Origin of the sequence: Bradyrhizobium frederickii (assembly GCF_004570865.1) — a bacterium.
GTDB classification, from domain to species: Bacteria; Pseudomonadota; Alphaproteobacteria; order Rhizobiales; family Xanthobacteraceae; genus Bradyrhizobium; species Bradyrhizobium frederickii.
In genome coordinates, this window is record NZ_SPQS01000036.1 from 41,658 (window position 1) to 53,777 (window position 12,120).

The 12,120-nt window shown below is 58.3% G+C and carries 11 protein-coding genes; all 11 read right to left on the reverse strand.

The annotated features are described in order from the left end of the window. Nucleotides 1-10 precede the first annotated feature (10 nt). Nucleotides 11-211 (reverse strand): CCE_0567 family metalloprotein, encoded by a 201-nt coding sequence (locus E4K64_RS35785; RefSeq protein ID WP_092218307.1) that lies wholly within the window; start codon nt 209-211, stop codon nt 11-13. Continuing rightward, the gene (locus E4K64_RS35790; RefSeq protein WP_126261649.1) at nt 208-684 is read right to left on the reverse strand and encodes a NifX-associated nitrogen fixation protein; all 477 of its coding nucleotides are present in this window, start codon (nt 682-684) and stop codon (nt 208-210) included. The genes E4K64_RS35785 and E4K64_RS35790 overlap by 4 nt, the downstream gene beginning before the upstream one ends. 6 nt (nt 685-690) lie before the next feature. After that, the gene (gene nifX, locus E4K64_RS35795; protein WP_126261648.1) at nt 691-1,086 is read right to left on the reverse strand and encodes a nitrogen fixation protein NifX; all 396 of its coding nucleotides are present in this window, start codon (nt 1,084-1,086) and stop codon (nt 691-693) included. Next, complete coding sequence (nifN, locus tag E4K64_RS35800) at nt 1,083-2,492, reverse strand: nitrogenase iron-molybdenum cofactor biosynthesis protein NifN (RefSeq protein WP_126261647.1); 1,410 nt, start codon at nt 2,490-2,492, stop codon at nt 1,083-1,085. Before nifN ends, nifX begins: the two co-directional genes overlap by 4 nt. Before the next feature lie 9 nt (nt 2,493-2,501). After that, nucleotides 2,502-4,148, reverse strand: coding sequence for a nitrogenase iron-molybdenum cofactor biosynthesis protein NifE (gene nifE / locus E4K64_RS35805; protein ID WP_126261646.1), 1,647 nt, complete (start codon nt 4,146-4,148; stop codon nt 2,502-2,504). Between the two features lie 96 nt (nt 4,149-4,244). Then, nucleotides 4,245-5,801 (reverse strand): nitrogenase molybdenum-iron protein subunit beta, encoded by a 1,557-nt coding sequence (nifK, locus tag E4K64_RS35810; RefSeq protein WP_126261645.1) that lies wholly within the window; start codon nt 5,799-5,801, stop codon nt 4,245-4,247. 66 nt (nt 5,802-5,867) lie between these two features. Further along, nucleotides 5,868-7,370, reverse strand: coding sequence for a nitrogenase molybdenum-iron protein alpha chain (nifD, locus tag E4K64_RS35815; RefSeq protein ID WP_126261677.1), 1,503 nt, complete (start codon nt 7,368-7,370; stop codon nt 5,868-5,870). A gap of 465 nt (nt 7,371-7,835) precedes the next feature. After that, nucleotides 7,836-9,083: a cysteine desulfurase gene (locus tag E4K64_RS35820; RefSeq protein WP_126261644.1), complete on the reverse strand. Its 1,248-nt coding sequence runs from the start codon at nt 9,081-9,083 to the stop codon at nt 7,836-7,838. Further along, nucleotides 9,080-10,402 carry a Fe-S cluster assembly protein SufD gene (sufD, locus tag E4K64_RS35825; RefSeq protein ID WP_126261643.1) on the reverse strand — a complete coding sequence of 441 codons (1,323 nt, stop codon included), beginning with the start codon at nt 10,400-10,402 and terminating at the stop codon, nt 9,080-9,082. Before sufD ends, E4K64_RS35820 begins: the two co-directional genes overlap by 4 nt. A 17-nt stretch (nt 10,403-10,419) precedes the next feature. After that, nucleotides 10,420-11,172 (reverse strand): Fe-S cluster assembly ATPase SufC, encoded by a 753-nt coding sequence (gene sufC / locus E4K64_RS35830; RefSeq protein WP_135167443.1) that lies wholly within the window; start codon nt 11,170-11,172, stop codon nt 10,420-10,422. Nucleotides 11,173-11,305: 133 nt separating this feature from the next. Next, nucleotides 11,306-12,120 (reverse strand): Fe-S cluster assembly protein SufB (sufB, locus tag E4K64_RS35835; RefSeq protein WP_135167444.1); only part of this gene is annotated, 815 nt, incomplete at its 5' end.

Genomic DNA, 12,120 nt, shown 5'->3' on the forward strand with positions numbered 1-12,120 from the left:
ATTGCCCCTTTTAAGTCTTTTCAAGCGCCTTCAAGTCGAGGCCCTTGCGCTCAAGTTCGGCATAGGCATCGTACGCCTTCTGCGCCACCAGCATGATCGAGGTCCAGTTGATGGGTAATTCTTCGGAAAGGTCGTGCAGATCCATCTTCGCCTGTATCGCCTTGGCGGACACCTTCCTTAGTTCCGCCTTCAATGTTTCACGATCGCTCATGAGTATCCCCAATAGTTTGCCACGTCCGGAAATTTCCGAGTCAAGTCGATTCCGTCGCTGACGTACTTGTCGCCCTCCTGCGCGAGCTTTACGAAATTATCAAATCCGAAGCGATGGACGTCGCGCAGCTGCTTGTTCACGGCGATCAGCCGACCTGAGATGAGCACCATGCGGCCGAAGCCTTCATGATGCAGATCCAGAATCGGCTGGATCATCCCGCCGGTCTCCTTCTCGATCGAGAGCGCGACCGCATCGAAGAACAGCTTAAGCCGCCACAGTGTATCGGGATCGGGATCACCGATAATCGGCAATGCGCGCCTTTTCTGCTTGTCCAGGATATAGGGTTCGAGCAGGTCAAGATCGCTTTTCCCGTCCCAGGCTCCGTTGGTATCGTGCGCACGCCAAATCTTGATCAACTCCTTGAGGAATGGCGCGTCGACGGCGCTGCCCTGCTGCTCTATTTTAGCGGTCATATCACCTCATTCGTCGAACTCGAACGTACGCCGTCGGTCCTTTGCCATGGCCTTGCGTAGCCAGGGAGGTGGCGTGCCCTTCAGTACGCGCTCGAGTTTTTCGAGCAACACCAGAATGCTTTCTGGCTTGTTCACCTTGATAGGATGAATCTTGTTGGCCACCACTCGCGCAGCCCCGGCACCGCCGATGGCGGCGACGTAAAGAATCGCGCAATCCTTGATCGCCTCGATCTTCGGCGCCAATTTATCGTCGTTGCCGTCTTCCTTAAGGTCGCCCTCAAACTCAATCGCTTTGAGAAACACGTGCCCGCCAGGCGCGACATCGTAGATTGCGATATTCTTTGCCCAACCAAAATGGGCATCCACCCGTCTCATGTCCTGAGTGGCAAACGCGACCTTCATGCAATCGACCTCCCAGCCGCGCCGGCGGAGCTGCGATACCCGGAGCATCGTGGCAGACCGGCCGCAGTCCGCCATCTATCGGGCGTAGGCTGATCGTTCTCCTCGCGGTGCGCGATCACGAGGTTGGCGATTTCGAAGATCAGATTGCGGGTACCACGATAGCCCACGGATAGTTGGTGTCCCGCACCAAGTCGATCGAACATAGGAAAACCCGTACGATAGAACGGCAATTTCAGGCGAGCCGCCGCTTGCCTGCCATGCGAATGCGTGATCAGCAGGTCGCAATGGTGTGTTTTGGCAAGCCCTTCCAGATCCTCGAGATCGCCAATGAGTACTTCCTTGGTCTTGATCCGCTCGATCACCTCCGACTGAGTGGTCGTCACGGCCGCTGTCACCTGAGCGCCCATGTCGTGCAGCATGCCGGACATATCGAACAGAAGGTCTGGCTCAGCGCCGATAGCAACTTTGCGACCGCCAATATGGAAGTGCGCGTCCAGCATTGCATCGGCGAGCTGACCGCGCTGGCGCCGATATTTCAAGGGTATGGGGCGGCCGCTGATCTCGCTCAGGAAGGTCATGAATTCGTCGTTTGGACAGAGACCACACAGCCGCTCGAAGACACGAAAAGGCACGCCGGTCTTGACCTGCATGACCTCTGCCGCACGCTGCATCTGCGCCCCGATTGCAATCGTCCATCCGGCGCGGCCCATGCCCGCAATTTCGTCGACGCCGATGCCGCCGATGGTCGTTGGCGTAAACTCATCGGGGATATGTCCATCGAGCGATCCTGCTACGTCAGGGAGGAAGGACGGGCACAACCCGAAATCTTCCAGTATGACACGGAGTTCATCAATGTCGCCGGGCGTGAGGTGACAACCCGGCAGAACATTCACTTTCAATGGGTCCCGCAGGCCATTGGCGCCGGGCCTTTCCACCAGCACCTCTACAATGCGTGCCACAGCCTTCCCCCAGCCGTCCTGGAACGCGCCCTTGAAATCAGGCGTCGAGACATACACCAGTGGCAACTTTGCGAGTTGGGGATGCTTGCTCCGGATTAGCTTGAGGTAGGCATCCACATCGTCGCCGTTGGTCTCGGTGACACCGGTCGAGCAGATTCCGATGATTTTTGGCTTGGTACGGTTGTAGATGTTCAGTATAGCCTGCTCGAGATTCTCATAACCGCCGAGTACGGTCGCGACCTCGCTCATCGCGGTGGTCTGCAGCGGTACTGCCTCTTTGAAATGCCGGACGAAAAGCGTGAGCCCGAAGGATGTGCATCCCTGGGAGCCGTGCAGAAGCGGCATCGCCCCGCGCAGCCCCATGAAGGCGAATGCGCCGCCGATCGGCTGACTCATCTTCAGCGGGTTGACAGCGCAGGCTTTCGTCGGCGCCGTGACGATGGCCATGACGCCTCCTTATTCTGCCGCCTGTACCATGGCAGATGGATCGGACACCAAGATACCTTCGATGCGCCTCCGGCAGCAGCCACCGGCCGCATTGGTATGCTCTCTCACCGCTGCGACGCTCCTCAGGCCGTGCGCGTAGATTGCATCCTCAATCGTGCCCAGATCGACCGTGTTACACACGCAGATCTTCCTCGCGCGGCGCGCGGTCTCGGCGAGCGCCGGATCGCAGGCGATCGCTGCCGCCGGCGATTGCATCTGCTCCATCGCCTTGGCCAATGCCTGCCATGGTGCCGGTCGACGTAGCTGCTCCCACATCGGACTCGAGAGTGACTTATCGATCTCCTCCACCAGCTTGACCATTCCGACATAGCCCATATAGGCGTGGCAACGCTCCTGATTGATATCGAGCCATGGCATCGCCGCCTTCAGCGCGACGAACTGCGACTTGCCGCCCGATAGCATGATGTCCGCTTTTGCGTCCTTTAACATCTTAAACATCTCGCGCGGCGTAATGTCCTCGATCACGTGGGCATCCTGCCCCATGAGCTCCTTGATGCGCTCCTTGTCTTTCCTGGTTGATTTTTTGACGCTGGTTCCGACTAACTCAAGCCCTGCTTCCTGGAGTGCCGCAACGATCGACCATGACTTGACGCCGCCGGTAATCAATAAAGCCTTCTTGCCTTCGAATCGTGGCCTGTACGGCCCTATCGCAGCCCGGGCCCACGCTTCCTCGCGCGCGATCACCGCTTCAGTGCGCCCGAGCAGATCTGCAGGCGCGCCGCGCTCAACCAATAAGCGGGCAAGCTGACGCAGCGATTCGCTCGAATCTTGAATACCGTAGAACGCCCCCTCGAAGAACGGAATCCCGTAGCGTTGCTCCATCTTGCGTGCGACGTTGATCATGGACTTTGAGCACACCAACATCGCCGCCCGCGCGCGATGGGATGAAGCGACTTCGCGATACTTGCCATCGCCGGAGATGCAGGAGAGAATCCGTATTCCAAGCTCGTCTAGCAGTGGCTTCACTTGCCAGAGCTCTCCCGAAAGGTTGTATTCTCCGATCAGGTTGATATCGTACGGGGTGGTGTAGTCTGGCTCTTGCGTCCCGATCACATAGTCGAGCAACGCCTCGCCGGCGAGCTTGTTACCGAGGTTCTTCGAGCCGACGAAGCCCGGGGAATTGATCGGGATCACCGGCTTTGCGAACCTTTGAGATGCGGCCTTACAGACTGCGTTGATATCGTCGCCAATCATCGCCGGGATGCAGGTTTGATAAACGAAGATCGCGGGCGGGTCGCACTTGTCGATGATCTCCTTGATCGCTTTGCAGAGCCGCTTCTCGCCTCCGAATACAATATCGGTTTCGCTCAAATCGGTTGTGAACGAGGTGCGCCACAGATTCGAGCCTGACGACGCCGCGCCGCGATTGTCCCAGGAATTACCTTCGCACGCGATCGGACCATGCACCAAGTGAGCGACATCGGTGAACGGCTGTAGCGCAACCTTGGCGCCATCGAAAGCACAGCCGCCCGCAGCGCTCCCCGGCTGCAGTTGTTTGGTGCAGCCGTTCTTGCGTTCTGCCTCCGACTTAATGCCGTTCTTGGCGCAGCCCGGCTCGTCAAAAATATTCTGGACCGTGGCCGCTAGTGATCTCATCCCTTTTTCCTCTCAGCGCAAACTAATTGCATGGTCAACGGTCATGTGCTTGTGCCATCGCAGAGTTATTGCGATGGCATGCGACACGGTCGCTCATCAACGAATGATGTCGAAGCTGTAGTCAGTTTCGCCAAGAACGTTTGTCTTCTTGTCCATCTCATCGAAGACCTTGTCCAGGATCTTCACGAGCACATTCAGGCCGCCCTGATAGCCCCATAGGGGGGACCGGTGATGGTGATGCCGATCAAAAATTGGAAAGCCGATGCGGATCAGTGGCGTTCCAGTATCGCGCTCCAGATACTTGCCATAGGTGTTGCCAATCAGAAAATCGACTGGCTCGGTGAACAGGAGTGAGCGCATGTGCCAGAGGTCCCGGCCCGGATAGGCTTGGCAGCCCTGCCCGAATGGCGAGCTTGCAAGCAGCATCTGCATTTTTTCGTGCCATGCCTTGCTGCCGTTCGTGGACAGCACATGGGTCGGTTCGGCGCCGAGTTCGAGCAGAAACGCAGCCAGCCCATAGCAAAGATCCGGATCACCATAGATCGCGAACTTCTTGCCATGGATATGCGCGCTGGAGTCAGCGATGGCGTCGACCAAGCGGCCACGTTCTCGCGCGAGCTGCTCGGGAATCTCCTTGCCGCTGATGCGTGACAGCGCCACGATAAAGTCATCCGTTGCGGATAAGCCCACCGGGTAGTTGAAGGATACGATGTCCTGCCCATGATCAGCAACGAATGGCAGCGTTTTTTCGGTGCACCACTGCTGCATGGAGATTGTCGCCTTGGCGTGAACCGCGTTGGCCGCATCTTCCAGCGTCGTGCCTCCGTCATACATCCGGAATTCGCCGTCTGTCGGAGTATCGAAGACTTCAGAATTATCAGCGAGAATCGTGTGCTGGATGCCCATCAACGCCAAGATGCGCTTGATTTCGCGAAGGTTCCCGACGGTATAGCCATCGAACCCACCAATGATGTTGATCGCCCCGTTCTGCTTGCGCTCCAGCTTCGGCGCTGTTCCGGCCTTACCGTCCCAAAAATGCTCCAGAATGCCCTTGAGCGCATTGTCATATCCGGTGACGTGGCTCCCGACGAACGCCGGCGTATGGGCGAATGGCACGTCGAAGTCCGCCGGGACCGAGCCTTTTTCTTTCGACGTTTTGATGAAGGCATTGAGGTCATCGCCGATCACCTCGGCCATGCAGGTGGTCGAGACCGCAATCATCTTGGGTTTGTACATGTTGTAGCTGTTCGCGAGCCCGTCGGTCATGTTGTTCAGACCGCCGAATACGGCAGCATCTTCCGTCATCGACGAGGAGACGCAGGAAGAAGGCTCCTTAAAGTGCCGCGACAGATGGCTGCGGTAATAGGCAACGCAGCCTTGCGAGCCGTGGACGAAGGGCAGCGTGCCCTCAAAGCCAACAGAGGCGAATACGGCGCCAAGTGGCTGGCATGCCTTGGCCGGATTTACCGCTAGCGCCTCCCGCGCAAAGTTCTTTTCGCGATATTCGGCCGTCTTCGTCCATTCCTTGATGCGTTCAACCTCGGCGGGATCGCGCGGATTCTCGAATATCTTCTTTTTGGCCAGCATCTCCTGGTATTCTGGACCTCGGAACAGTTCGAGATGATCGAGCACGTGTTCGGCACTCTGCGCCATTGTTGAAATCCTTCACTATCGAGATTGGTGTCGCCCTGGCTTTCCGGCAGAGCGAGATGAGTTGGTTTATTCTGCTGCCAGGAGCTTGGCCCTCGAAGCTTCCTTCCAGGGGGCCTTCGTTTTCTTCCAGACGGGCGAGTTGATGGCCATGTCCATGTCGCGGGCAAAGATGGCAAAGCCGTCGTAGCCGTGATATGGGCCCGAGTAGTCCCAGGAATGCATCTGCCGGAACGGCACACCCATCTTTTGAAAAACGTATTTTTCCTTGATGCCCGAGCCGACGAGGTCAGGCTGGAGCTTTTCGACGAAGCGCTCGAACTCATAGCCATTAACGTCATCGTAGATGAGCGTGCTGTCCTTTACGTAGTGCTGAGCTGTGCGCTGATAGTCGTCGTTGTGACCGAACTCGTATCCCGTACCAATGACTTCCATCCCGAGGTCCTCGTATGCGCCGATCACATGACGCGGACGGAGCCCTCCGACGTACAGCATCACCGTCTTGCCCTCCAGGCGCGGGCGATATTTTGCAATCACAGCGCTCACCAGCGGTTGGTACTTTTCAATCACCCGCTCGGCGCCTTCCTTGATCTTGTCGTCGAAATAGCCAGCAATCTTCCGCAGCGACTCTGCGATCTTTGAAGGTCCGAAGAAGTTGTACTCGCACCAGGGGATACCGAACTTCTCTTCCATGTGACGCGAGATGTAGTTCATAGAACGGTAGCAATGCAGAATGTTGAGCTTTGCCTTCGGCGTTGCCTCGAGCTCAGCTAGTGAACCGTCGCCGGACCACTGCGCGATCACCCGCAGGCCCATCTCCTCTAGCAGAATTCGCGATGACCAGGCGTCGCCGCCGATATTGTAGTCTCCGATGATCGCAACATCGTACGGCGTCGGCTCAAACTTTGATTTGCCATCGGACTCGAGCTGGTCGAAAATCCAATCGCGCACCGCATCGTTGGCGATGTGATGGCCTAGTGATTGCGACACACCCCGAAAGCCCTCACAACGGACCGGCACGATGGTCTTGCCGCCGTATTCCTTGGATTTCGCTCTCGACACGGCCTCGATGTCGTCACCGATCAATCCGATCGGGCATTCCGATTGGATCGTGATGCCGTTGTTGAGCGGAAACAGCTCCTGGATTTCGTCAAGAATTTTGACCAGCTTTTTGTCGCCACCGAATACGATATCCTTTTCCTGGAAGTCGGAGGTGAACTGCAGGGTCACGAAGCTATCGATCCCCGTCGTGCCAACGTAATAATTGCGTCGGGAGCCCCACGAATATTGACCGCAGCCTACCGGGCCATGGCTGATATGGACCATGTCCTTGATCGGTCCCCAGACCACTCCCTTTGACCCTGCATAGGCGCAGCCCCTGATCGTCATCACGCCAGGTATGGATTTGATGTTGGACTTCACCCCGCAATCTGACTTGCCGGCTTGGTGAACGTTGAGGTGCTTGGCACGCCGTTTCGCGGTTTTCTCCGGATAGACCTTCAGCACCTCCTCGATCAGCTCTTTGTTGCGAGCCCTGATTTCTGCGATGCTCTGGGTCGTGGCGAGACTCATCTGATGTCCTTCAAAAGTTAGCTGTTGCGAGGGCGGCTTCTTGGGCAAGACTTTTGCAACCAGCATGCCAGCGCATCATGTGCGCCAAAAACATAGCAATCAAAGTCGCTTAGCGCGCCTCCTGCGGTTACGGTGGTTGGTGTTGCGAACCCGACATTACGCTTGGGGCAGAGAACTCTTGGCTCCGCCCTGTTCGAAATTGAACAAGGGCTGGCTATGCGTGAAATTGCCCGCCCAATTCTCGAACGTGTTCGCGATCGCAGTACGCTGCGATCGACCTCGCCTAAGGCGCCGCACTGGAAGACCGGCCGCAAGGGCGGCTGGCCGACACAGGCCCATCAATCCTATCTATGCTTGTTGCGACCTACAGGTGCTTACCTGCTGCTATGTGGTCAGGTGCATGACCTCATCCTCCAGGCCTCAATGCGAGCTGCCTTGCCACCTGGAGATCGCAGGCTGGCCTAATCACGAGAACAGCTGCCGCGCCTTGATAAGCGCACGCACGAGCACATCGATCTCCTGATGTGTATTGTAAAGTCCGAGGGACGCACGGCACGTTGCCAGCACGCCGAAGCGCTTGAGCAGCGGCATCGCACAATGGGTCCCCGCCCGCACCGCTACACCGGCGCGGTCGATGACGGTGGCAATATCATGCGCATGCGCACTCTTCATATCAAAAGAAATGATCGGTCCCTTGTCGGCCGGGTTCCCGATCAAGCGCATGAAATTGATCTCCGCCAGCCTCTCCTGCGCGTAAGCGAGCAGCACGCTCTCGTGCCTGCGGATCTGCACCTTGCCTATTGAATTGATGTAATCGATAGCTGCCCCTAAACCAATGGCTTCGACGATCGGCGGCGTACCTGCTTCGAACCGGTGTGGCGGATCACCATAAATGACGCCGGAACGCGAGACCTCGCGGATCATCTCTCCGCCGCCATTGAAGGGCGGCATCGATGCCAGATGCTCAGACTTGCCGTAAAGCACACCGATCCCGGTCGGACCATAGAGTTTGTGGCCCGTCATGACGTAGAAATCGCAATCAATGTCGCAAACGTCGGCGCTCAGATGGACGCAAGCTTGCGAGCCGTCAACCAGCACCGGGATACCACGAGCATGCGCGATCCTCACCACGTCTTTCACCGGCAATACTGTGCCGAGCACGTTCGACATTTGTGTGATTGCAACCATCTTGGTGCGCGGGGTCAGCAGTCGCTCAAACTCATCGAGCAAGAAGTTTCCGTCATCATCCACTGGCGCCCATTTGATCACTGCACCGAGTCGTTCCCTGAGAAGGTGCCATGGCACAATGTTCGAATGGTGTTCCATCATGGAGAGCACGATCTCATCACCCGGGTTAACGCGTTCACGGCCAAAAGTCTGCGCGACCAGATTGATTGCCTCCGTGGCGCTCCGAGTGAAGATGATCTCTTCGTTTGTACGCGCGTTCACAAACCGCGCCACCTTGGTACGGGCGCCTTCATACGCCTCGGTCGCCGCGTTTGCGAGGTAGTGCAAGCCGCGATGAACGTTGGCGTATTCGCTGGAGTACACCTGCATCATACGGTCAAGCACCGCGTTTGGCTTTTGCGAGGATGCAGCGTTATCGAGGTAAACAAGCGGCTTGCCGTACACCGTCATGGCGAGCGCGGGAAAGTCCATACGTATACGGTTGACGTCGTAACTGCCATTGCTCACGGCGGGATGTGCGCTCATCGCCCCGCCTGCAGCCAGTGTTCAGCTTGAGCTGTCACAAAATCGCGCAGATTCTCGGAAGTGATCTCCTCAATCGACTCGCCAAGGAACGCTTTAATCAGCAACGACTTCGCATCCTTCTCGGGTAGCCCTCGAGCGCGCAGATAGAATACGAGACTGTTGTCCAGCGCACCCGATGTCGCTCCGTGGCCGCAGGTCACGTCGTCAGCCAAGATTTCAAGTTCCGGCTTACTGTCAGCCTCGGCCTGGTCGGACAAGAGCAACGCTCGCGTCGTCAGGGTGGCGTCCGTCTTCCGGGCGGCAGGACGAACGACAATTCGGCCCTGAAATACCGAGCGGCCTCGATCGTCGATGACCGCGCGGAACTTCTCCCGACTGGTGCAATGTGGCACGGCATGGTCGACCACCATCGTTGTGTCGGCGTGAAGCTCGCCCCTGATGAGATTAACTCCATTCGCCGAGACCTTGGTTCCCTCGCCAGCCAGCGAGATGAATCCCTGATAGCGGCTGATGGAGCCGCTGCAGGTCATGCTGAAGAGGTCGAGCTTAGCCCTGGCGCCGACTGCGATGATCGCCGACGAGATATTCACGGCGTCAGAGGCAGCGGCTGCGACGCGGATATACGAAAGGCTCGCCTCGTTACCGACTAGGGCGATTATCGCATCGTTGGCTTGATAGCCGCTCGCGCGTTCAGCCGAGACGAAACTTTCCACGATGGCCGCATGCGCGCCTTTACCAAGCTGTAGATACGAGCGTGTAAAGGTGGACACGGACGCGCCGGTTGCGACGTGAACGATTTGAATTGGACGCTTCACCGCGTTGCCGTCGGCGACCGTAATCACCAGGCCATCTGTTGCCAATGCGGCGTTGAGCGAGATAATGGAATCGGTCGTCGTCGACAGCACCAGACCTGCCATGTCGCCAGGGGCCGAATTCTCCAGAACCTCTCGCAGCGACCGCACAACAAGTTCATTTTCCAGCCTGCCGAGATCGGATAGCTCCGGCACGAATATGCCATCCACCAAAACCAGTTTGACCGCCTGATCGGCAGACACTTGCTCGGCCGACACCTTTGCGCGCACTAGCGCCTCCGCATCCGGTCGCGGAGCGAGTGGCAGCACCTCGCCGATCAGTGCGCGCAGATCTGTGTATTTCCAGTCCTCCATGCCCCGATGCGGAAGACCGGTACGCTCGTAGACCTCAAATGCGCTCGCCCGGATTTGGGGAACAAGGCCTGCACCAGGCAGCCGTCCACGCGCCGCAGCGAAAACATTGCCACTTGCGCGTTCGGGGTCGGCTTTGGGCAAAACCTGCTTCATCGGAGTCCCTAGAGCCGTCAGGCCGCGTCTTCGAATTGGCCGTAGCCACAAGCCTCGAGCTCCAGCGCCAGTTCCTTGCCGCCGCTCTTCACGACTCGGCCCTTCGACATCACGTGCACGACGTCAGGCACGATGTAGTTGAGCAGCCGCTGATAATGGGTGATGACGACCATCGCGCGCTTGGGCGACCGCAGCGCGTTGACGCCGTCCGCCGCGATGCGCAGCGCGTCGATGTCGAGGCCCGAATCCATCTCGTCAAGGATGCACAGGCTCGGCTCGAACAGCGCCATCTGCAGCACCTCGTTGCGCTTCTTCTCGCCGCCGGAGAAGCCGACATTGACGCCGCGCTTGAGCATGTCCTGCGGGATGTTCAGCGACTTCGAGACCTCGCGGACCTTCTTGAGGAAGTCCGGCGTCGAGTATTCATCCTCGCCGCGCGCCTTGCGCTGGGCGTTCAGTGCCGTGCGCAGGAAGTTCATGGTGGCGACGCCGGGAATTTCGACCGGGTACTGGAACGCCAGGAACACGCCCTTGGCGGCGCGCTCGTTCGGCTCCATCTCCAAGAGGTCCTCGCCCCTAAACAGGATCTGGCCGTCGGTGACCTCGTAGCCGGGCTTGCCGGCGATGACGTGCGAGAGCGTCGACTTGCCGGAGCCGTTCGGCCCCATGATCGCATGCACCTCGCCTTCGTTCACGGTCAGCGTCAGCCCGTGGAGGATCTCACGCTCCTCGACACGAACCTTGAGGTCTTTCACTTCAAGCAAAGCCATCATTTTCCTTCCATCTATCTCCTCATCCTGAGGAGCGCCGAAAGGCGCGTCTCGAAGGATTGAGGCCATCAATCTTTCCGGTATCCATCCTTCGAGACGGCCGCTTGCGCGGCCTCTCAGGACGAGGTCCGAGCTAGCCGACCGACCCTTCGAGCGAGATCGAGATCAGCTTCTGCGCTTCCACCGCGAACTCCATCGGCAGCTGCTGCAGCACGTCCTTGACGAAGCCGTTGACGACGAGGCCGACCGCCTCTTCCTGGCTGAGGCCGCGCTGGACGCAGTAGAACAGCACGTCCTCGGAAATCTTCGAGGTGGTCGCTTCGTGCTCGAACGTCGCCGAGGAGTTCTTGGCCTCGATGTACGGCACGGTGTGCGCGCCGCATTTGTCGCCGATCAAGAGCGAATCGCAGGCGGTGAAGTTGCGCGCGCCCGTCGCTTTCCGATGCGCGGTGACGAGGCCGCGATAGGTGTTCTGCGACCTGCCGGCGGCGATGCCCTTGGAGATGATCCGGCTCGACGTGTTCTTGCCGAGGTGAATCATCTTGGTACCGGAATCGACCTGCTGGAAGCCGTTCGAGATCGCGATCGAGTAGAACTCGCCGCGGGAATTGTCGCCGCGCAGGATGCAGCTCGGATATTTCCAGGTGATCGCCGAACCCGTCTCGACCTGGGTCCAGGAGATCTTGGAATTGTTGCCGCGGCAATCGCCACGCTTGGTGACGAAATTGTAGATGCCGCCCTTGCCTTCCGAATTGCCGGGATACCAGTTCTGCACCGTCGAATATTTGATCTCGGCATCGTCATGAGCGATGAGCTCGACCACGGCGGCGTGCAGCTGGTTCTCGTCGCGCTGCGGCGCGGTGCAGCCCTCGAGATAGGAGACGTAGGAGCCCTTGTCGGCGATGATCAGCGTGCGCTCGAACTGGCCGGTATTGCGCTCGTTGATAC

What these genes read in the sequence shown, in the direction of transcription:
- E4K64_RS35785 (WP_092218307.1), bottom strand. Translation starts at nt 211, where the DNA reads ATGAGCGATCGTGAAACATTGAAGGCGGAACTAAGGAAGGTGTCCGCC.
- E4K64_RS35790 (WP_126261649.1), bottom strand. Translation starts at nt 684, where the DNA reads ATGACCGCTAAAATAGAGCAGCAGGGCAGCGCCGTCGACGCGCCATTC.
- nifX (WP_126261648.1), bottom strand. Translation starts at nt 1,086, where the DNA reads ATGAAGGTCGCGTTTGCCACTCAGGACATGAGACGGGTGGATGCCCAT.
- nifN (WP_126261647.1), bottom strand. Translation starts at nt 2,492, where the DNA reads ATGGCCATCGTCACGGCGCCGACGAAAGCCTGCGCTGTCAACCCGCTG.
- nifE (WP_126261646.1), bottom strand. Translation starts at nt 4,148, where the DNA reads ATGAGATCACTAGCGGCCACGGTCCAGAATATTTTTGACGAGCCGGGC.
- nifK (WP_126261645.1), bottom strand. Translation starts at nt 5,801, where the DNA reads ATGGCGCAGAGTGCCGAACACGTGCTCGATCATCTCGAACTGTTCCGA.
- nifD (WP_126261677.1), bottom strand. Translation starts at nt 7,370, where the DNA reads ATGAGTCTCGCCACGACCCAGAGCATCGCAGAAATCAGGGCTCGCAAC.
- E4K64_RS35820 (WP_126261644.1), bottom strand. Translation starts at nt 9,083, where the DNA reads ATGAGCGCACATCCCGCCGTGAGCAATGGCAGTTACGACGTCAACCGT.
- sufD (WP_126261643.1), bottom strand. Translation starts at nt 10,402, where the DNA reads ATGAAGCAGGTTTTGCCCAAAGCCGACCCCGAACGCGCAAGTGGCAAT.
- sufC (WP_135167443.1), bottom strand. Translation starts at nt 11,172, where the DNA reads ATGGCTTTGCTTGAAGTGAAAGACCTCAAGGTTCGTGTCGAGGAGCGT.